This window comes from Chloroflexota bacterium (genome assembly GCA_034717495.1).
Taxonomy (GTDB): Bacteria; Chloroflexota; Anaerolineae; order JAAEKA01; family JAAEKA01; genus JAYELL01.
This window is the reverse complement of record JAYELL010000039.1, coordinates 16,161-37,728: the sequence shown is the minus strand read 5'-3', so window position 1 is coordinate 37,728 and position 21,568 is coordinate 16,161. Positions and strand designations below refer to the sequence as shown.

Here is a 21,568-nt window from a genome sequence, read left to right as displayed (position 1 = left end):
GTTGTCATTCTTGCGCACCATGACATCTGGTTGCTGACGCAGGATCAAAATCGCGAGAGCCAGCACGACCACCGAATCTAGGCCTTTGCCAGAACGATCTCGATTCCCAGTTTGCTTAGATCCAGGCGGGTGCTGGCCGGCAACGCGTTATCGGTGATCACTTTGTCCACGATGCTGATGGGCGCGACCTGCACCACCGATTCCTGCTCAAACTTGGTGTGATCGGCCAGCAAAATTACCTCGCGCGCGGCCCTGATCATGGCCTGCTTGACGGTCACTTCAGCCAGGTTGGTGTGAGACAGACCGAAGTCAAGCGACACGCCGGTGACCGCCAGAAACAACCTGTTCGCTCTCAGTTCCCGCAAGACGGCTTCAGCGGTTGGGCCGGTCAGGGTTTGGCTTTCGTTGCGAAGCAGCCCCCCGGTTGATATCAAGGCGATTCCCGGTTGGTTTCGCAGCACGTCCACAACCGACATGGCGTTGGTGATCACCGTTATGTCACTCTTCCCCCTCAACGCGTCGGCAAGGTAGGTGGTCACCTGCCCTCCATCGATCAGAACGACATCTCCCGCTTTGACCAGCTTGCTGGCTTCCTCCGCGATACTAAGCTTCCGTAAAACCAGTTCGTCCTTGAGATTTTCCGCCGCGTCGGTTTTGTCCAATTCAATGCCCAGTTTGTTGGCATGCCCCTGCATGGCCGCCGACAGGTTTTTGTACCACTCATGTTCGCTGAACGGCACCAGAAAACCCACCTTCTCTGGCAGCGTGTCACCTGCATCACCGCCCCGCAGGATGGGAATTGTAAGGGCCAAATCGCCGTTTTCCGGTTTAAAACGCCAGCCCTCTTCCCCCTGCTCATAGACGTCGCCGAGATTGTCTGCCGTCAGTACCATGTGGGGCGTCACCAACTGAGCAGGCATATCCACGTGGTTGTAGGAGGCAATCGCAGCTTCGATACAGGTCGGTCCAACAATCTCGGGAAACATGGCCAGACCAGCTTTCAGATACTCCTCCCGTTGCAACTCCTCCCTCAGGGTATTCCCCTCCAACCCAAAGGTAAGGACCAGCATGGTCTCGGGCGGGATGCCCAGATCCCTGCAGGCCTGGATCGCACCTTCAACGGTCGTGTCATTGATGCCAAAAATGATGTTGATCTCAGGATAAACCTGAATCGCATCGGTTGTCAATTGATAGGCCGACTGCCAATCGGCCTGGGTATTGAGCGATAGGGATACCCTGGCCTCCGGAACTATCTCCTGCAAGCCTGCCAGGAATCCTTTGCTGCGATCCTGCGTATTACTCAGGTGGTAGGTCAGGTCCAGCATCCGGGCCTGGCCTGCAAAATGTTGTTGCGCATACTGCCCGGCCCAGCGCCCCAACGAACAGCCGGCCTGATAGTTATCTACCGCGACCAGGGTTCTGGCCCCCTGCATCGCCAGCGACTCCGCCACAATTGGCACGCCATGCTTCTCGGCACGCTCCAGCAGAATCATATCGGAACGGGGGCTCAACGAAATGGCGATAAGTACGTCAACCTGTTCGATCAGGGAACTCTCCGACGAAGTTGAAGCCGTCTCACGATTTTCTCCCAGGGACATTGGCGGCTGTCCCGGCTGAGGAGGCAAGCGCGCCGCGCCGCCATAGGTCCGTAGCAGGCGCTGCTCATCATGCAATCGCTGAAGATCGCGTCGCACGGTCACCTCAGACACGTCGAACGTTTGACTCAACTCTTTCACAGACAAATAACCACGCTCCTCCACGAGCGTTACCATGTTGTTCAAACGATTATCTGTGGCCATTGATCCATCCCTTGAGTTTCGAAGTCGAAAGTCACAAACAAATTATAACTCAAATAGGGCGCCAAGTCAACCCATTTTCACAGATTCAGCTTCGAGTTTGTTCATTTTCCCTTGACACGCTATTGATCTTGTGCTAAGATGAAACCATCCTTTTTTGCGATCGGTCACCCGCGATAGTTTGAGAACTGTGGATGTCTAGGATTTCAGCCGATTTGACGGGTAAGGTAGCGTTTGTCACCGGCGGCGGCAGTGGCATTGGTCGCGGTTTCGCCCTGCAGATGGCCAAGAGTGGTGCATCGGTCGCCGTAACTGATCTCAATGGCCAGGCCGCTGCCGATGTATCCGCCGGGATCTCTGCTTCGGGCGGCAACAGCATCGCATTGCCCCTGGACGTCACCGACGCCGTCGCCGTCGAATCTGCCATTTCTACTGCCATCTCCCGCTTCGGGCATATCGACATTCTCTTCGCCAACGCGGGTGTCTTGGGTCCGGCTAACTTCCTGGATATCACGCCCGCCGATTGGGACCTGGTTCTGGACGTCAATATCAAGGGTGTGGCGCTGACTTGCCGTGCCGCCGCACCCCACATGATGGAACGGCAGCAGGGCCGGATCCTGATAACGGCCTCCTACAATGGCGTTCGCGCCGGCACCCATGTGATTCCCTACCGGGTCAGCAAGGCAGCGCTGTTGATGTATACTCGCTGTCTCGCCATGGTGATGGCGCCCTACGATGTTACAGTCAATGCTATCTGTCCCGGCGTTACCTTGACCCCCATGCAAGTCAGCTACGCCGACAAAACCGCGGCCGAACAGGGTATCTCTCGCGAGGAATACCTGGCCGAACGCTCCGAAAGCATTCCGATGAAACATTTTACCGAAATTGAAGACCTCACCGGTCTGGCCCAGTTCCTGGTCTCCGACAGCGCCCGCCTGATCACCGGCCAGGCCATCGCCCCCGACGGGGGCGTCATGGCGTCATCTTGATTTCCAGGGGACGACGTATGCCCGCCATTTACCAGTACGCCGGCTTAACCAATGCCGAAATACCCGGTTTCGACGTTTTTGCACACCTTCCAGGATTCCGGCTGGGCCGACTCCCAGCCTGATTCGAGGAAAAAATGCCTGCCTACAGCCACCGCCAGCGCGTACTTGCAGCTTTCAACCACCAGGAACCTGACCGCGTGCCCCTCGATTTGATGGGCAACGCTACCATGCTGCTGGATGAGACCTATCTCCGGCTGCGAGATCATCTTGATCTGGAACCAATCCCTCCTGTTCGATCAGGTACCACGGCCAACTACTACGACGAACGAATCCTGGAATACTTCGACATCGACTTCCGCCGCCTCTTCCTGCCAAAGAACCCCACCGCCAAAAGCACGGTCCTGGACGACGGCACCACCATCGATCCATGGGGTGTAGGCTATCGAAAGGCTGGCCTGTACGTCAATATCGTCCGAAGCCCCCTGCAGGGCGCAACTACTGTCCGGGAAGTGGAGGCCCACAACTGGCCTACCGCTGAAGAGCTATTTACCACAGAGGAGCTGGCTGTGGAAGCTCGGCGGCTGACCAAAGATACCGACTACGCGCTGGTAGCCCGCAACCCCATCACCTTTGGCTTCCTGGATCGCGCCTGCCAGATCATGGAGATGTCGGAATTCATGATGGTGCTGGCCCTTTATCCCGATGTGGCCAGGGCAATCATTGCCCATTTGCTGGAAATATACAAGGATGTTTACGGGATGTTCCTGGACGCGGTAGGTCCTTATGTGCACATGGTCGAAATCGGCGATGACCTGGGAAGCAACCGAAGCCTGCTCATCTCGCCGAAAATGTACCGCGAATTCATCAAACCGGCCGAGCAGGAACTCTACGCTCTGATCCACGAAAAGGCGCCCCATTCGGTCCTCTTCCGCCACACCGATGGCGCGGTCTTTGACGTGATCCCCGACTTCCTGGAGGTGGGTGTTAACGTGCTCAATCCAGTACAGACATCTACCGAAGGAATGGACGCCCGCCGATTGAAAGCCGCGTACGGTGACGCTCTCACCTTCCACGGTGCCATCGAAGGGCTGGAAGGCGATCCATCGGTAGACCAGGTGGTCACCGAGGTCAAGGACCGTATCGACGCCCTGGGCCCGGGCGGTGGCTATGTATTGGCCTCCTGCAACCACATGATCGACGTCAGGCCGGAAATCATCATTGCCATGTTTGAAACTGCGCAATCGTACGGTCAGTACAAGTAAAGTAGGGGAACTATCAATGCCAGAACAACGAGGTTCAAAACCGAAAGTTGGCCTAATCTCCTTCACCGATGGTCGAGACTCCTTCTTCGATCTGCCACGCGAGACCTACCTGCGCGAGCAGCACCAGGAGTTGATCACATTCCTCAACGACCACGATTGCCAGGTGGTGGATCCCATGGCAAGCCTGCGGCCAGATCCCAACGACTGGTTCGGTGTGCGACGCTACGAGGAAGCCGCTCATTGTGCCCGTTATCTGCAGGCCAAGGGGGCCGAATGCATGATCCTCTGTTCCCACTTCTGGACACCTCCGATGGTGGTAATCGACCTTGTGCGTGAGGCCAACCTGCCCACCATGCTCTACACCGTGGATGATCCCGCCCTGCCCGGCACTGTCAGCATCAGCGCGGTGGGAGCCAGCCTGCTGGAGTCGGGCGTCAACCAGCATGCCGTGCAACACGAGCGGCTCCGAGGACAACCTGAACGCATGTTGGCCTGGATTCGCGGCGTGTCCGCGGTGGCCCGGATGCGCAGGAGCGCGGTGATGCTATGGGGCGGCACCTACTCCCTTCACATGGAGCATCTGCAGGACGATATCCCCGCTCTAAAACGATTGATGATCCGCGACATTCTCAACGAGGGCGAATATGCCCTAATCCGCCGGGCTGAAAACATCCTCGACTCCGAGCCGGAGCGGGTACAACATTTCCTCGATTGGCTCTACGACAACGGCACTACCATTATCTACGATGACCTCAGCGCAAGTCCGCGCAATTTCCAGGTGCAGGTTGCTTTCTATCTGGCTGCCCGTGACCGCCTCAAGGAGCTGGAAAGCGAAAACATCATCGGCGTATCGGTCCGCTGCCAGCCCACTCTTTCGGTCGAATACGGTATTGTTGGTTGCACCCTTCCGGCTTTTCTGCCCTTCGGCGCAGATGATCTCGGTCCCAAACCCATCATTTCCACCGTCTGCGAGGGTGACATCAAGGGACTGATGACCGCGGTGCTTTTGCAGCAGATCAAGCCCGAGATCGGTCCCATCTTTGGCGACCTGAAGTATATGGGCGAGGATTTCTTTGCCGTCTCCAACTGCGGCGCAGCCTCGGTGTGGTGGGCTGGCAGAAGCAACGATCCCAGGAAGTCACTACCCAACGTCACTATCCAGGCCAACGTCGATGGCTTCACCGGCGCGGCGGTTGGATTCATGGGCCAGGCGGGTCCCGTCACCACCGCCCGGCTGGGACGTGTTAAAGGACAGTATGTAATGCACCTGGGAGTGGGCGAGTCGGTAGCCGTGGAAGGAGCGGTCGAAGACAAGGTAATGGGCTTCTTTGGCCAGATGTGGCCCAACGTGATGATCAGTCTCGGCACTGATCCCGACCTGCTTTTCCGTATAGCCGCCTCCAACCACCCTGTCGCCACCAATGGCGATGTATCCCGGGAAGTCACCTACGCATGCCGCCAGATGGGAATTCCGATCGTGCGGCTCGATTCTAACCAGTCGATGCAGGAACACCTGGATACACTGGCTTCGATGAACTAGAGGTAGGGGTAACCCCATGGCTACGGGCAGGACCTGTCCCACCTGCCACTCAACCGATTTCGAACGAGAGAGACCAATGCTGCCATCCTATCGAAATCATCAATGCCGGCTGGCTGAATACACCTACCAGGGCCTGCGCCTGGTCTTCCTGGAAAATGAATTTCTGCGCGTCGGCGTGCTGGTGGACAAGGGCGCCGACATCTTCCAGTTCCTTCACAAACCCAGCGATACTGAGTTCATGTTGCATACCCCGCGCGGGCTGCGCCCCCCCGCAGTCCAGAGCGTCGGTTCTGGCTGGGGCGCTTTTCTCGATTACTACCAGGGTGGCTGGCAGGAGATCCTGCCCAACGGCGGCCCCGCCTGCACCTACAAGGGGGTCGAGTTTGGGCTGCACGGTGAGGTGACTACCATTCCGTGGGATTATTTTATCGGGGCCGACACCCCCGCTGAGGTGCAAGTGACGCTGTCGGTGCGCCCCTTTCGAACCCCATTCCACCTGCAGCGCACCATGACCCTGCGCCGGGGCGAGCCACTGTTGTTGATTGAAGAAGCTTTAACCAACGAAGGCGCCGAAGCGATGGACTTCATGTGGGGCCACCATCCCGCCTTCGGTGCACCCTTTCTGGGGCCCGATTGCCGGGTTGATCTCCCCGCAGGCGACCTTCTCATCGAGACCTTCGCCGGTGCCGCCGGCACTCGACTGACCGGCGGCGGGCAATACCGGTGGCCCCACGTCTCTGAAGATGGCGGTGTCCGGGTGGATTTCAGCCGCCCGGACGCGCCCGGTACCGGCCATGAGGATCTGGGCTACGTCGTCAACCTGCCCGAAGGCTGGTATGCCGTCACCAATCAGGCAACCCAGGTCGGCCTTGCCCTCACCTGGTCGCTGGAAACATTTCCTTACCTGTGGATATGGCGTCAGTTCAACCAGAGCAATGGCTACCCCTGGTATGGTCAGGTTTACACCATGGCCCTGGAGCCCTGGTCCAGCTACCCATCGGCGGGATTAATCACTGCCATTGAAAACAGGTCCGCTGCGAAAATCGATCCGGGTGAATCGCGCCACGCCGCAATAAGGGCCGTTGCCTATCAAGGCTTCGATCGGGTATCAAACGTGTCGCCTGCAGGCGAAATAACGGGCAGGAATGACAGGTGATGAGTGATCGCTGGCAACAGTACAGGCAGGCGACCGGGCCACTGCCCTCGCACAACCTGACGTGGCCCTTTGCTGGCCGTAGTCTGGAAAGCGTTGGAGTAGACGGTCAACCTGTCCGGGAAACAATGCCAACCTGTGGTCCTGATGAGATTCTGGTCCGAGTGGATGCCCTGGGCTTATGCGCTTCCGATGCCAAGATGATTCGTATGGGCCACGACTACCCACTTTTTTTTGAGCGGGACTTCGACGCCGATCCCGCCCGGCTGGGTCACGAAGCAGCCTTGACTGCTGTGATTGTCGGTGACGGATGGCAGGCCCAGTATTACGCTGGACAGCGCCTGGGCATTCAACCAGACGTGTACGTCGACGGCAAGCGCACCATTTTCGGCGTCAATATCCCCGGCGCGATGGCCCAATACGTAATTCTCGAGCGGGGGGTACTTGCCAGCGATTTTGGGAGCTGCATCTTTCCAGTCTTGTCTGATGTCAGTTATGCCGACATTGCTCTTCTAGAGCCATGGGCCTGTGTGGATGTGGCCTACAGGGCCACCGCCCGCCGTCCTACACCCAAACAAGATGGCCTGCTCTGGATCAAGGGCAATCCCGGCGACAGGCGGACATACCGAGTCGGTTGCGAGCTAAAAAGCAGACACATTGTGCTGACCAACGTGCCACCATCGCTTGCCAGGGAACTCCACAGCCGATATGGCGTCGTTGCGGAGCGACCGCGGGCGTCGGCAGTCGACGTGGCTGAGGAGTTTGCGCCCGATACCGGTCTTGACGATATCATTCTGATTGACCCGAAGGAAGCAGACCATGTCGCAGAAGCGGTTGACCAACTGGCCTCCCGCGGCACGTTGAATCTGGTGACGAATCACTCCTGGGACGAACCTGTTGCCGTGGACATGAACAAGCTTCACTACCAGCATCTGGCTCTGTTAGGTTGCACCGGGCCGGATATCGCCGATGCCTACGGCACTGAGCGCAACCGGTCTGAACTGCGCCCCGGTGGCGTGATCTGGATCCTGGGAGCGGGCGGCACCATGGGCCGAATGCATATTCAGCGGGCACTGCAACTGCCCAATGGTCCCCGCGCCATCATCGCTACCAATCGGGGACAGGAGCGCCTCAACAGTATCATCAACGACTTTTCCGCCCTGGCCGCAACCAGTGGTCGAGAGCTGGTAGCCTTCAACCCCACGATGGAACCTGGCCGGCTGCAAGGTGAAATCAGCCGGCTCACGGGCGGGCGCGGCTGCGACGACATTGTCGTGGTGGTTCCCAACCCCGCAGCAGTCGCAGAGGCCCTCCCTTTTTTGGCCGCTGATGGCATGCTTGTGGTTTTTGCCGGGGCGGAGGCAGGCAACTCAATCAAGCTTCCGCTCGACCGGGTGTCGCTGTACGGCGCGCAGTTCACCGGTACCAGCGGTTCGACCGTAGCGGACCAGTTGCAGGTGCTGGAAAAGATTCAGGACAATTCTCTGTCGGCGACCCGGACTGTTGCCGCTATTGGCGGGATGAAGGCGATGCGCCACGGTTTGCAGGCGGTGTTAGAGAAAGCCTACCCCGGCAAGGTTGTCATTTTCCCCCAGTTGATCGACCTGCCCCTGTTGAGCCTGCCTGAACTGGAACAGGTTCTGCCCGACGTTTACCGCCAGTTGGATCCCGGCCCAACCTGGACCGCGCAGGCTGAACGGGTGTTGATCGAAAAGTGCTGGACTCTGTAAGAAGCCCTAATATGTCAAAAAATTATCTGATTGGCGTTGACCTGGGAACCAGTGTAGTGAAGACTTCCTTGTTCGACATCGATGGCCGGGCACTGGCCGATGCCACGCGCGATGCACCGTTGTTCCAGCCTGCACCGGGTCGAGCCGAGCAACGGGGTGAAGACTTCTTTGATTCCACTTTGGATACCCTTGAAGAGGTTGTCGAAAAAACCGGGATTTCTCCCGCGTCGGTCGCTGCCATCACCTTCGCCGGCCAAATGGCCGGCGCCATCGGCATCGATCGCGAATGGAATGCATTGACGCCTTGGTATCCATCGGCGCTGGATAATCGCTATCAACCCTATGTCGCAGAGATGCATAACCGAGTTGGTGACAAGTTGGTGGCGCTCAACGGTTCGCTGCCCTTTTTGGCACCGCGCATGCTGTGGTGGCAAGACAATTATCCCGATCTCTACCGGCGTATCCACAAGGTTTTGATACTGGCCAACTATGTGGCGGGGCGCATGGCTAACCTGTCCACCGATGACGCATTTATCGATCCATCCTATCTTACGTGGGTCGGCGTCAGTAATACGGCCCGCCGCGCCTGGTCCGAAGAACTGGCCGGGGCCTGTGGCATCCCATTGAAGAAACTACCCCAGGTCGTGCCTTCCACTACGGTGATAGGGCAGCTCTCGGCACAGGTCGCCGCAGCCTGTGGGCTGGCGGAAGGGGTACCCCTGGTCGCCGGCGCTGGCGATCAGGTGGCAGGCTGCCTGGGAGCAGGCCTGGTGAAAGCGGGGCAGCTGGTGGATGTGGCCGGCACATTTCCGGTATTTGCAACCTCGCTGAATATGTTTTTTTCCGACACCCACCACAACATGCTGCAACCACTGGCCGGGCCATTGGGCGAAGACCACTGGTACCCGATGATGTACATCAGCGGTGGTGGGCTGACTCACCGGTGGTACCGGGACCAGTTTGCCACCGAAGAAACCGAAAGGGCCAGGGCAGAAGGCACGACTGCCTATCAATTGCTCGACGCCCAAGCAGCCGAAATCCCGCCGGGAGCCGAAGGTCTACTGTTCATTCCTCATCTGGTGGGTCGTGCCTGCCCCAGTGATCCGAACGTGCGCGGTGCCTGGCTGGGCTTCACCTGGACGCACCGTAAACCCCACTTCTATCGGGCTGTTCTTGAATCGATCGCTTTCGACTATGCTCAGGCGTTGGACGTCGTTCGCGAATACATCCCCGATGCTCAATTCAGCGAGGTGCGGGTTATCGGCGGCGGGGCCAACAGTGATCTCTGGAACCAGATCAAGGCTGACGTGCTGGGCGTGCCCTACGTTCGTCTGCAGCGGGAAGACATTGCTGCCCTGGGCTGCGCCATCATGGGCGGCCACGCGGTAGGGATTTATCCCGACATGGCCGCTGCTGCCCGTCGTTTTGCCCGGACCACCAGCCGTACGGAGCCCCGACCCGCCTACCATCGCCATTATCAGGACTATGTAGCCGCTTACCAGCAGGCGTTTGGTCAATTGCATGGTCTCTATCAGAACCTTACGCCGTTAAGTGAAAAGTCATTGAGGAGTTGATGTTACATTGAAAGGAGGTGCCGTTATTCCCGAAGACATTGAACTGCCCGATCGTGCCGACCATTCAGACCTTCGATTGAATTCGAATCACTACTCACAATGAGAGGAGAACCTGATGAATCTCAAACGCTTTTTGCCAGTCCTCGCGCTGGCGCTCATGATTGGCCTGCTCGTAGCAGGCTGTGCGCCGACTGCAGCACCAGCAGTACCGGCCACTTCCGACGAACAACCTGGCACTGAAGATGCGGCACCTGCGACCGATCAGGATGACAAACTGGTGATAGCCGGCGTTGTCTTCCAGAGCGATACCTTCATGCAGACCGTTCAGAATGGTATTCAGGCAGCCGCTGACGAAGCGGGCGTCGAGTTGATCCTTGGCAACACCGAGAACGATCTGGCCAAGGAAAGCAGCATGATCGACGACTACATCACTCGCGGGGTCGATGCGATTCTCATCACCCCCATCTCAGCTGATGGCTCTGTTGCGGCCTTGACGAGGGCCAAGGAAGCCGGCATCACTATCATCTGCTTCAACACCTGTGTCAGTGAAGAGGGTATCGCCGATGCATACCTGGTAACCAAGAACGAAGACCTGGGCAGCACAACCGGTGCAGCCGCCGTCAAGTTTATCGAAGAACAGTTGGATGGCAACGCTACGATCGGCCTGCTCAACTGCGACCAGTTCGAAGGTTGTCCGCCCCGCAAGGAAGGCTTCCTGGCACAGGTAACTCAATTACCGGGTGTGGAAGTCGTTGCCGATCAGGCCGGCTGGGTAGCAGACGACGCGCTGCCTGTGTCGGAAGCCATGCTCGAAGCCAATCCCACCATCAACCTGCTCTGGGCTGCCAACGAGGGTGGCACCGTGGCCCACGCGCTGGCGGTTCAGTCCTCCGGCCTGGCTGGTGAAGTGTTTGTGGTCGGCACCGACATGAACAACCAGATGGCCCAGATGCTTCAGGCCGATAATAACATCCTTCAGGGTGTCACCGGCCAGGCACCCTTCCAGATGGGCTTCGATGCCTTGAACACCACCTTGGCTGCGCTGGCAGGTGAGACTGTTTCCGCCCTGCAAAACACGCCAACCATCTATTTCGGTCGCGGCGACGATGAGATGATCAATCGATTCGTCAAAACCGAGGGCAACGCGGTATTCGAGGTACCCGGAGCCGATGCTGGCGCCATGGAAGAAAAGCCCATGATGAGTGGCGAAGACCTGACCATAGCCGGCGTCGTCTTCCAGAGCGATACCTTCATGCAGACCGTTCAGAACGGTATGGCAGCCGCTGCCGACGAAGCCGGTTCCGAACTGATCCTCGGCAACACCGAGAACGATCTGGCCAAGGAAAGCAGCATGATCGACGACTACATCACTCGCGGGGTCGATGCGATTCTCATCACCCCCATCTCAGCTGATGGCTCTGTTGCGGCCTTGAAGAGGGCCAAGGAAGCCGGCATCACTATCATCTGCTTCAACACCTGTGTCAGTGAAGAGGGTATCGCCGATGCATACCTGGTAACCAAGAACGAAGACCTGGGCAGCACAACCGGTGCAGCCGCCGTCAAGTTTATCGAAGAACAGTTGGATGGCAACGCTACGATCGGCCTGCTCAACTGCGACCAGTTCGAAGGTTGTCCGCCCCGCAAGGAAGGCTTCCTGACACAGGTAACTCAATTACCGGGTGTGGAAGTCGTTGCCGATCAGGCCGGCTGGGTGGCAGACGACGCGCTGCCTGTGTCGGAAGCCATGCTCGAAGCCAATCCCACCATCAACCTGCTCTGGGCTGCCAACGAGGGTGGCACCGTAGCCCACGCGCTGGCGGTTCAGTCCTCCGGCCTGGCTGGTGAAGTGTTTGTGGTCGGCACCGACATGAACAACCAGATGGCTCAGATGCTTCAGGCTGACAACGACATCCTGCAGGGTGTCACCGGCCAGGCACCTTTCCAGATGGGTTATGACACCTTCATGACCATGCTGAAGGTACTCGGCGGCGAAAAGGTAGAATCAGTAATCAATACCCCGACCATCTACTTCGGTCGCGGCGACGATGAGATGATCAATCGATTCGTCGAAACCGAGGGCAACGCCGTCTTCGAAATCGAATAACCAGCCAGAGATAGTTTTCGAGGTTTTCGGGCGGTTTGGGAAACACCGGACCGTCCGAGAACCAGATTTCGATCAGGAAGTGTGTCTATGACCGCCATCTTGCAGACCAGAGGTCTGAGTAAACAGTATCCCGGTGTGAAGGCCCTTGACAATATGGATTTCACGTTGCATACGGGCGAGGTGCGGGCCCTGCTGGGAAAAAACGGTGCCGGCAAGTCTACCCTGGTGAAGATATTGAGCGGCGCGATCGGCCCCGATGACGGAACCATCACCATCGACGATCAGGAAGTGATCTTCAAATCACCCCAGGACTCCTTCGAGCAGGGCATTAGCACCGTCTATCAGGAAATGAGCCTGGTGCCAGGATTGACCGTTGCCGAGAACATCCTGCTGGGCCGTTGGCCAAAACAAAAAAGGCTTGGAATAACCTTCATTGACCGAAAAGAAATGTTGCGGACTGCTGATGAGGCGCTTGGTCAGCTTGAGGTTGATATTGACCTTTCCCAGCAAGCATCTCGCCTGAATGTGGCACAGCAACAGTTGGTTGAAATCGCCAAGGCCATCTCCTTTGACCCACGCGTGATGATACTGGACGAACCCTCCAGCGCATTGCCTGCCGAAGAGGTCGATACGTTACACAGGGTCGTGCGTCGTCTGGCTGAACAAGGGCGGGCAATCATCTACGTGACGCACCGGCTTCAGGAGATTCCCAGAGTAGCCGATAGCGTCACCGTACTGCGAGATGGCAGGAAGATCGGTACGATTCCGGTGGAAGAGGCCACGCCTGAGCGCATCACCAGCATGATGATCGGCGGCGCCTGGCAGCGTACGGAGTGGCAACGGGATGCCAAGTTAGGCCGGGTCAAGCTGTCGGTGAGAAACCTGAACCGCCACGGCCTGCTGAATGATGTTTCCCTGGATCTCCGGTCCGGTGAAGTTTTGGGAATCGCCGGGCTGCTTGGCTCAGGACGCACAGAGTTGCTGCGAGCCATTTTCGGCCTTGATCCCATCGACAGTGGCGAGATCCGTGTGGACGATACGCTCATCGACAAACCCGGCCCTATTGCAATGAAGGCCAACGGAATCGGATTCACCCCGGAAGACAGAAAACGGGAGGGCCTGGTCCTCGTATTCCCGGTCGAGGATAACCTGACCCTGGCCTCTCTGCAGCGCGTCAGCAACAACGGGGTCTTGAATCCCGGAAAGGAACAGGAGCTGGCCGAAGATATGGTTGGAAACCTGGATATAAGAACAGCCAGCCTGGACGTTCAGACGCGAACCTTGAGTGGTGGCAATCAGCAGAAGGTTGTCATCGGCAACTGGCTGAACACGCTGCCCGAAGTGCTGATGATGGATGAACCGACACGGGGCATCGACATCCAGGCCAAAGAGCAGATTTTTACGCTGGTGCGCGACCTGGCGCGGCAGGGATTGGCCGTGCTGTTTGTGTCATCGGAAATCGAGGAAGTGCTGGATGTTTCCGACAGGATCCTGATCATGAACCAGGGGCGCATAACCCACGAAAAACAACACGATGAAGTCGACCTGGAACAGTTAATGTCGCTGGCGATGGAGGAATTATCCGAATGACAAACGCAGTTGAAACCCAATCCAAGCCAACATTTTCCTCAAAGGCTGGCGATCTTGCCTCTCGTTCGGGTCTTTTGATTGCCCTGGTTATTCTGTTTCTTGGCCTGGCGATCTTTGCGCCTAACTTTCTCACACCCAGAAATCTGCTGAACGTGCTGCGGGCGGTCGCATTCAACGGCATTATCGCTTGTGGCATGACTTTTATGATTATCTCCGGCGACATTGATGTGAGTGTCGGCTCCGCCGTAGCCTGGGCCTCGGCACTGTTAGGGGTACTGGCAATCCAGCAAGGCTGGCCCCTCTGGCTCGCTGTGATTTTCGTGGTGATTCAGGGAGCAGCCATTCACGCCGCCGCCGGCTATATTCGGGTGAAGTGGGCGGTGCCGGCCTTCGTGGTCACTCTGGCCCTGTTTATGAGCCTCCGGGGCGCAGCCCGGCTGATCACCAATGCCTTTCCCATTACCCCATTCAGTGACGGATTCAACTTCTGGGGAGGCGGTTACGTTTTCGACGTGATTCCGGTACCAGTGATCATCATGCTGGTGACCTTTGTTATTTTCCACTTCATCAGTATCCGCACCGTGTATGGCCGATCGGTCTACGCCGTTGGGGGTAACGAAGAGTCTGCGAGACTCTCGGGTATCAGCGTATGGAAGACGCGCATCACAACCTTTGCCCTGGTTGGATTTCTGTCAGCCTTCAGCGGCATCATCCTGTCGTCCAGAATCATGTCCGGATCATCGAACATTGCGATGGGCCTGGAGTTTGAGGTCATCGCGGCGGTCATCATCGGCGGCACCAGTCTGATGGGCGGCGAGGGAACGATCTTCGGCACCTTTTTGGGGGTACTGTTCATCGGTCTGCTCGGCAATGGCATGGTATTGATGGGCATTAACCCCTTTGCCCAGGAAGTGATCCGGGGGTTGATTATCCTTGTAGCGGTGCTGATTAGCGTCATCCGTACGAAGTAACGAGGCCCGCGCCCCTAGTCCATCCCCTGGGTGCATCGAGATGCACTACGGTCAGCTCTTATCGGTTAAATCGGGACCTTACGCAGGGGGTGCCTGGATCACATGATCATCCTCAATTACAGGCATCTCAATGGTGTCTCGCAAGAATTCGTGGCGTTCTACAAGAAAGCAAGGCCACACCAGGGCCTGCAGCAACGCATCCCGATCCCACCGGCTGATCAACTCGGTTCAGGAAAGAGGCACGGTTTTCTACTGGGGGTCAAAGCAAGGGGTGTCAACGCGCTCCAATGCTGCTTTCGCACGCCAGGTGCATGGCAATTGTTGCATCTCCTCGTTCTATTGCTGGGGTGGAACGTAGTTTTGACCATGCAACTGCTCAAATGGAGTCGCTCGACCCAAGCGAACTGATCGTATTCTCTCTTACTATCCGACGCAACATCCTCCAAAAGCGAACGGATGTGCGTGGTAGCCAACACGAGAGGTCGCGGAGAGGGTGAGGGAAGAAATCGACATCTTCATGCCAAACCTACTCGCCTGAACGACCCGTTCTTCAATTTGACATCATGACTTTTTTGGATATAGTCACTATTGACTAGTCACTAGCGAGTATATATCTTGGCACTATAGAGCGAAACCTTATGGAGAAAAAACTGGTGTTGCTGGGTGGCTTGCGGAGCCAGGCTATGCACGGTTACCAGCTCAATGAGATGTTGAACCAAAGCTCAGGGCTCGCCATCACACTGACCAAATCGAATGCCTACAAGCTTCTGAAAAACATGGAGCAGGATGGCTGGATTGCCGCTCATCAGGAACAGGAAGGCAATCGGCCGCCCCGGCGAGTATACACGGTCACGCCTAAGGGTGAGGCGGCGTTCCAGCAACTTCTGCGGGAGAGCCTTGCTACCTACCCGACGCCGGAACTGCCCTCGGCCGTGGCGCTCAACTACCTGGATGCGCTGCCGTTGGAGGAAGCGACTTCACTCTTGCGACAGCGGCGGCAGGTGGTAAAGGAGCATTTTGAGCAACTGGAGGCCTTTCCCAGTGAGATACGGGAAAGTCACCTGGGCGTGGCATACCTGCACCGCTTCTACGCCAATGAACTGTCGTGGCTGGGCGAGCTTCTCGCCCGACTCCAGCAAGGAGATTCCGATTTCGGAACAGAAGGAGTAGCAACACCATGAGCGATTCGAATGGGTCGAGCCTTGCCATCGAAACCACGGGTCTAGTCAAGCGCTACGATGGACAGATATTGGCGGTCGATGGGATAGATCTGACCATCGAGAAGAACACGATCTACGCGCTACTGGGTCCCAATGGCGCAGGCAAAACGACGACCATTTCCATGCTAACCACGCTGCTGGAACCAACTGCCGGGGTGGCCACGGTCGCCGGCTATGACGCGGTCAAACAAGCCGCCGAGGTGCGACGCCGTATCGGCGTGACGTTCCAGGAGATCGTGCTGGATCCTGATCTGACCGGAAGGGAGTCGTTGGATTTCCACGGACGGCTGTACAACATGGAGAAAGCCCGACGCCAGGACAAAATCAATGCGCTACTGGCGTTGGTGCAGATGGAAGAGGCGGCCGACCGGCGCACCAACACCTACTCCGGTGGCATGAAACGACGCCTGGAACTGGCTCGTGGCTTGATGACCGATCCCCAAGTGCTCTTGTTGGATGAGCCAACCCAGGGACTGGACCCCCAGAACCGGGTCAATATCTGGGAATATATCCGCAATCTGAAGCAGAATACAGACATCACTCTGCTTCTGACTACCCATTACATGGAAGAAGCGGAGGCGTTGGCCGATCGGGTGGCCATCATCGATCATGGGCGCATCGTTGTTGAAGGTCCGCCGCAGAAACTCATCAATCAGATGGGGGCCGACGTATTCCATGTTGATGGCGCGGGCGACAAAGAGACATTCATTGAGCAGGTATCAGTCTTACCCTTCGTTCAAGGCGTCGACGGCGGCAATGGTGTGATCCAGATCAGCGCCGGCTCCGGTTCAGGTCGTCTGCTTGAAATCATCAAGGCATCTCAGGCAAGTGGTTTCCATGTTGACGATGTTTCCATTTCCAAACCGAGCCTGGGTGATGTCTTTCTGAAATATACCGGCCGCCAATTGCGAGACAAATAGCTGCCCGGAGCAAATATGGAGACTAACCTATGAGCGCATCGATCATATTGTGGCAAAAGCAGATGAGGAAGACCCTCGTCCACTCGGAAGAGGTTTTTGGGATGCTGTTCCAGCCAATCTTGTGGGTTGTGCTGTTTGGCGTAGGCATGCGCAGCCTGATGGGGGCTGTCATGCCGGGAAGTGGAGAGGGATACCTGACCTTCATCCTGCCGGGCATCGTCGCCCTCACCGCCGTGGGCGCTGCCATTGGCGGCGGCTCCACCTGGCTCAACGAACGTATGGCAGGTATCGTGAAGGAATACCTGGTGGCGCCTATTCCCCGTCTCAGCATCCTGCTGGGCCACGCGCTGAGCATCACAACCACTGTGATGATCCAGTCGATAATCATCCTAATCGTGGGCATCCTGTTGGGCGCCCGGTTGAACGCAAATCCCCTGGGCTGGTTGGGCGGCTTCCTGCTGATCGCCGGTTACGGCATTGGGTTTTCCGGGATCGCGCTGGCCGTTGCATCGAGAACGGATAGCTCTGCCGGCTACCACATGATGATCTTCATGCTGCAGCTCCCCCTGCTGTTCTGGAGCAATTCACTCTATCCATTAGCTACCTTGCCCGTCTGGATGCAAATTGGGGCAATGCTTAACCCGACCACATACGCCGTCACCGGATTACGACAAATCACCATGGCCCCGGCACCGAGCATGGGCAGTGTCGACCCAATTCCCTTATGGCTTTGCTTTGGCGTCACCTTGGCCTTCGCGATTCTGGGCATGGCGGTTGCTCTGAGAGCATTCAAATCGACCATCAGATAACGGACAAATCTCGAAAGGAGAAATCACACAATGGACTTGGGATTGGAGAGCAAACGAGTATTGGTCACGGGCAGTACAGGCGGCATTGGCGAAGGGATCGCCAAACGGTTTGCTGCCGAAGGGGCGACAGTGATTGTGAATGGCCGTCGCGGCGATCAAGCTGAACGGGTGGCAGCCGAGATCCACCAGACGGGCGGAAAAGCCATCGTTGCTGTCGGCGACCTGAGCGATGATGCCGCAACCGCGCGCGTCATCGACTTGGCCCAAGCAGAACTCAGAGCCATCGATATTCTGGTGAACAACGCGGCCGGCGGCGAACACCAAGACGACATGACATCGCCTCCGTCCCAATGGGCCGCAGCGTACAATATCAACGTTCTTTCCATGGTGCGTTTGATGCAGCGCTTGTTACCGGCCATGCAAGAACAGGGATGGGGCCGGATAATCAATATCTCGAGCGCAGCGGCGATTAAGCCCCCAGCGGGCATGGGCGCATATTCGACAACGAAGGCGGCTGTTCTCAATCTGACTGTTGCGATGGCGCAGGCGATGAAGGGGGATGGCGTGACAATCAACAGCGTCAGTCCGGGTGCCATCCTAACACCCAATATGGTTGAAATGGGTCTGGCGCAGAGCATGGGGAAGACGGCGGCAGAAGTTGAGGCAGCAATGAACCAGATGATGGGTGATATACCGTTTGCCAGAATGGGGCAGGTTGATGAGATTGCCAGCGTAGTGGTCTTTCTGGCCAGCGAACTAGCGAGTTATGTGCATGGCGCGAATATCCGAGTCGATGGAGGATACGTACCAACCATCAATTAGCTGTATTGAAGCGTGATAGCAACCAACGTACGTACAGTCTGTCTTGATTGGCTGTTCACCATTCAGCATGATGCTCGCATCAAATTCGAAGAAACGATTTTCATACAGAACGAAGGCCAGCCACTCGAGAATGCCAGAAGCGCTCAAGAGATGCAGAAGGATGAAAGGGCGAGCGAAGCGAGCCATACCGTGCTGGTTACAGCCCTGTCCACGAGGTCGTGGACGTCGCCCGTTTCGGACGGGTGACACTGCTCTCGAAGGTACCAGAAGCGGCGTAGCAAAGCCCCGACGGCGTGAAAAGCGCTGTTCGATCAAACGCTGACTCAAACCCAACACCCTTTCCCTTGTGCGTGGTGCTACCGCCGACCTGACTCGCAGCAAAGCCGATCTCATCGCCGAAAACGCCCTCCTGCGTCAGCAATTCATCATCCTCCAACGCCAGAGCCAGCATCCGCAACTCAATAACTTCGATCGCATCAAACTCCTCTTGTTCTTTCGCGCCACTCCTTTCTGGAAGCACGCTCTGCTCATTGTCCAACCCGATACGATTCTGCGTTGGCATCGTGAACTCTTTCGTTTCATCTGGCGACGAAAGTCCAATCCCAAGTCACAATCACCGAGAATCCCTGCTGAGACCATTTCACTCATCCGGCAAATGGCCGCGGATAACCTGACCTGGGGGGCGGAACGCATTCGGGGTGAAAACAAGACGATTGCGAGCAAACTGACAGCAAAATGGTCAGCACAAAAAGTCCATTTTGTGATATCATTGCAGATAATGGTTCCCTTCATCGACTACAAGTGCTTCCGAAAATTATGAGCAGCCAACGCAAATCCGCATTCAATGTTGGCCAAGGCGTCGACGCCATTGTGGAGCAAGTGTTTCCGTTCGGCGTCTTTGTGCGTCTGACCGACGGCACGCAGGCCTATATTCGCCGCCGAGAGCTTTCCTGGGCCTCCTCATTCGAACCGCTGGAAATCGTGCAGGAGGGCGACCGCGTTCAGGCTATCATCATCAAGCTGCCCGAGACTGGCAAACATATGGAACTCAGCCATCGAGCCACTCTCGCCGACCCGTGGGATAAAGTCGCGACGATGTATAGGGTTGGCAGCGTCGTTCAGGGAACAGTCATTAGTATCAGGCCTTACGGCGCGTTTGTGGAGATTCTTCCCGGTGTTGACGGTCTGGTGCCGTTGGATCAACTAGCCACGTGGAAAGTTGAACGTCCGGAAGACGTGGTCTGGGTGGAAGATACCGTAGAAGCGGTCATCACCCGAATCGACGCCAAACAACGTAACGTCCGGCTCAGCGTTCGGAAACGCTCGTTGCAGATAGCCAAGGCAGCAAAGGCCTTGGAGAAATGGAAGCGCCTGCAAGCACGCCATGAGCCGGAGATACAAGATGACACTCAGGCAAGAGCACTCGACGAGCACATCAGAGATAGGCTGGTTTTGAATGGAAAGATTCTTGTCGTCGACGATCGCGAGGATGTCGCCATTCCATTGGTCAACTGGCTGATAGGTCTAGGATGTCAGGCTGAAAACACCGGCGACCTGACCACTACCAGAGCCCGGTTGAAGACAGAACAATACGCTGCCATGCTTCTGGATATTGATCTTTCCGGCGAGGATGGATTGGATCTGTTGAAGGATGGACAAGAGGACCTGGCAGAGACAGCAATCGCTGTCATGAGCACACCAGAATGGCTGGCCGAGCGCGTACTCGATATCGAAGCCCTGCGCGTGGTAGCAGTAATTTCCAAACCTCTTGACCTAACGGAGATCAGGGAGTTTCTTCAGGCCGTCAACTCTGGAAAACCGCTGGTACCCTGGCGAGCAACTGAATCGTCTGCCACCAGTGATCAACAGGCTCCATTCGAGACCTTTGCAAGCGCCATAAAACGGGGTGGGTCACTAACCGAGCAATTGCAAAGCGGCTTAGAACACCTGGTGAAGGCTAGCAAGGCTGATGCCGCGCTGTTGTTTCACAAGAGCTCAACCTCTGCAGCAATCTCGGTTCTAGCCCAGGCAGGCGATGCGATGATCCACCGAGAGGCCCTCTATGGGCTGGAGCAAAGTCCCGTTGGCGATGTCATCGAGGAAGACCAGACTGTTTTCGAGAACCAGGTTCCAGCACGGGCCGAGAGGAAGTTCCAGAAGCTGCTAGGCTTACTTCCCTTTGGATCCTGCATCGGTGTCCCTGTCAGGATGCAAGAAGATACGCATCATGGGTTGTTTCTGTTTGCGAAAACCCAAAATGCCTTTCATCCCTATCGAGTGCGAGATGCCCTGGCTACGGCAATCTCATTGTCAGCGGCGTTGGAGCGCGACCTGTTGACCCGCCACGTCCAGCAGGTCAATACGCTCGTCCTTCATGGCCAGATGGCGGCTGGCATGGGCCATGACATCTATAATGCGCTGTCGGGCATCGAGATGCGACTCAGAAACCTGCAAAACGACTGCAACGCTCTGCAGATAAATCATTCGGAAGTGGTCAATATCTCCGGTTTTGCGAACATTAAGGCGGAGGCCGAAGCACTGACAGGGGCTACTTCAGAGTTGCGCACGACGATAGGCTTATTTCAGCAAATGATGCGACCGGGCCAAGGCGGCCTGGTCGATGTCAACACTGTATTGGGACGGTCAGCAGCGTTAATGCGCTCCACCGCCCGACGGAGCCGCGTTAAGATTCAGATCGAGCGTTTTTCCGACCTTCCCGCGGCGGCCGGCAATCCGGCGGCGCTCCAGCAAGTTTTTCTAAACCTGATGCTCAACGCCATTCAACATGTTTCGTCCATCAAAGCGGAGGACGGAATGCTTATGGTCGGTACAACGTTCGACACGAGCAGTCAAAGGCCCGTTCAGATTCGATTTACCGATAATGGACCAGGAATCCATAAAGTGCTCTGGGAGCGCATCTTCGCCCTCGGCTTTTCTACCCGTCCAAAGGGATCGGGGTTGGGCTTGTACTTTGCCCGAAACCTGGTCGAGTCCCTGGGGGGGACTATTCGCGTCGAGAGAAGCGTCGTGCCCTTCGAAACAACATTCTTAATCTCGTTGCCGGCTGCAAAACTGGAGTGACCGAACC

The 21,568-nt window shown here is 56.8% G+C and carries 16 protein-coding genes; 14 read left to right on the top strand and 2 right to left on the bottom strand.

Annotation, left to right across the window (positions count from 1 at the left end):
• Positions 1–77: 77 nt before the first annotated feature.
• Positions 78–1,799 (bottom strand): DeoR family transcriptional regulator, encoded by a 1,722-nt coding sequence (locus U9R25_08180; protein ID MEA3335876.1) that lies wholly within the window; start codon positions 1,797–1,799, stop codon positions 78–80.
• Between the two features lie 191 nt (positions 1,800–1,990).
• Between U9R25_08180 and U9R25_08175 the strand changes: the two genes are divergently transcribed.
• The 13 genes from U9R25_08175 (at position 1,991) to U9R25_08115 (ending at position 18,480) form a co-directional block, all read left to right on the top strand.
• The gene (locus U9R25_08175) at positions 1,991–2,785 is read left to right on the top strand and encodes an SDR family NAD(P)-dependent oxidoreductase (GenBank protein ID MEA3335875.1); all 795 of its coding nucleotides are present in this window, start codon (positions 1,991–1,993) and stop codon (positions 2,783–2,785) included.
• A gap of 134 nt (positions 2,786–2,919) precedes the next feature.
• On the top strand, positions 2,920–4,047 hold the full coding sequence (locus U9R25_08170) for a uroporphyrinogen decarboxylase family protein (GenBank protein MEA3335874.1): 1,128 nt from the start codon (positions 2,920–2,922) through the stop codon (positions 4,045–4,047).
• A gap of 16 nt (positions 4,048–4,063) precedes the next feature.
• A complete protein-coding gene (locus U9R25_08165; protein MEA3335873.1) occupies positions 4,064–5,587 on the top strand; it encodes a hypothetical protein in 1,524 nt (507 codons plus the stop codon).
• Positions 5,588–5,663: 76 nt separating this feature from the next.
• Entirely contained in the window at positions 5,664–6,743 is a 1,080-nt protein-coding gene (locus tag U9R25_08160; GenBank protein ID MEA3335872.1) for an aldose 1-epimerase, read from the top strand.
• A complete protein-coding gene (locus U9R25_08155; GenBank protein ID MEA3335871.1) occupies positions 6,743–8,470 on the top strand; it encodes a zinc-binding dehydrogenase in 1,728 nt (575 codons plus the stop codon). Before U9R25_08160 ends, U9R25_08155 begins: the two co-directional genes overlap by 1 nt.
• A gap of 11 nt (positions 8,471–8,481) precedes the next feature.
• Complete coding sequence (locus tag U9R25_08150) at positions 8,482–10,044, top strand: FGGY family carbohydrate kinase (protein ID MEA3335870.1); 1,563 nt, start codon at positions 8,482–8,484, stop codon at positions 10,042–10,044.
• Between the two features lie 115 nt (positions 10,045–10,159).
• Positions 10,160–12,148 (top strand): substrate-binding domain-containing protein, encoded by a 1,989-nt coding sequence (locus U9R25_08145; protein ID MEA3335869.1) that lies wholly within the window; start codon positions 10,160–10,162, stop codon positions 12,146–12,148.
• 87 nt (positions 12,149–12,235) lie between these two features.
• Positions 12,236–13,738: a sugar ABC transporter ATP-binding protein gene (locus U9R25_08140; GenBank protein MEA3335868.1), complete on the top strand. Its 1,503-nt coding sequence runs from the start codon at positions 12,236–12,238 to the stop codon at positions 13,736–13,738.
• Complete coding sequence (locus U9R25_08135; GenBank protein ID MEA3335867.1) at positions 13,735–14,709, top strand: ABC transporter permease; 975 nt, start codon at positions 13,735–13,737, stop codon at positions 14,707–14,709. The genes U9R25_08140 and U9R25_08135 overlap by 4 nt, the downstream gene beginning before the upstream one ends.
• Before the next feature lie 638 nt (positions 14,710–15,347).
• Complete coding sequence (locus U9R25_08130; protein MEA3335866.1) at positions 15,348–15,890, top strand: PadR family transcriptional regulator; 543 nt, start codon at positions 15,348–15,350, stop codon at positions 15,888–15,890.
• The gene (locus U9R25_08125) at positions 15,887–16,849 is read left to right on the top strand and encodes an ATP-binding cassette domain-containing protein (protein ID MEA3335865.1); all 963 of its coding nucleotides are present in this window, start codon (positions 15,887–15,889) and stop codon (positions 16,847–16,849) included. Before U9R25_08130 ends, U9R25_08125 begins: the two co-directional genes overlap by 4 nt.
• Before the next feature lie 29 nt (positions 16,850–16,878).
• Positions 16,879–17,658 (top strand): ABC transporter permease, encoded by a 780-nt coding sequence (locus U9R25_08120; protein ID MEA3335864.1) that lies wholly within the window; start codon positions 16,879–16,881, stop codon positions 17,656–17,658.
• A 60-nt stretch (positions 17,659–17,718) separates the two neighbouring features.
• Positions 17,719–18,480 (top strand): SDR family oxidoreductase, encoded by a 762-nt coding sequence (locus tag U9R25_08115; protein MEA3335863.1) that lies wholly within the window; start codon positions 17,719–17,721, stop codon positions 18,478–18,480.
• Between the two features lie 196 nt (positions 18,481–18,676).
• Here U9R25_08115 and U9R25_08110 read toward each other — a convergent pair whose 3' ends face one another.
• Positions 18,677–19,042, bottom strand: coding sequence for a hypothetical protein (locus tag U9R25_08110; GenBank protein MEA3335862.1), 366 nt, complete (start codon positions 19,040–19,042; stop codon positions 18,677–18,679).
• Positions 19,043–19,215: 173 nt separating this feature from the next.
• Here U9R25_08110 and U9R25_08105 point away from each other — a divergent pair, with 173 nt between their 5' ends.
• Complete coding sequence (locus U9R25_08105; GenBank protein MEA3335861.1) at positions 19,216–21,561, top strand: S1 RNA-binding domain-containing protein; 2,346 nt, start codon at positions 19,216–19,218, stop codon at positions 21,559–21,561.
• Positions 21,562–21,568 lie beyond the last annotated feature (7 nt).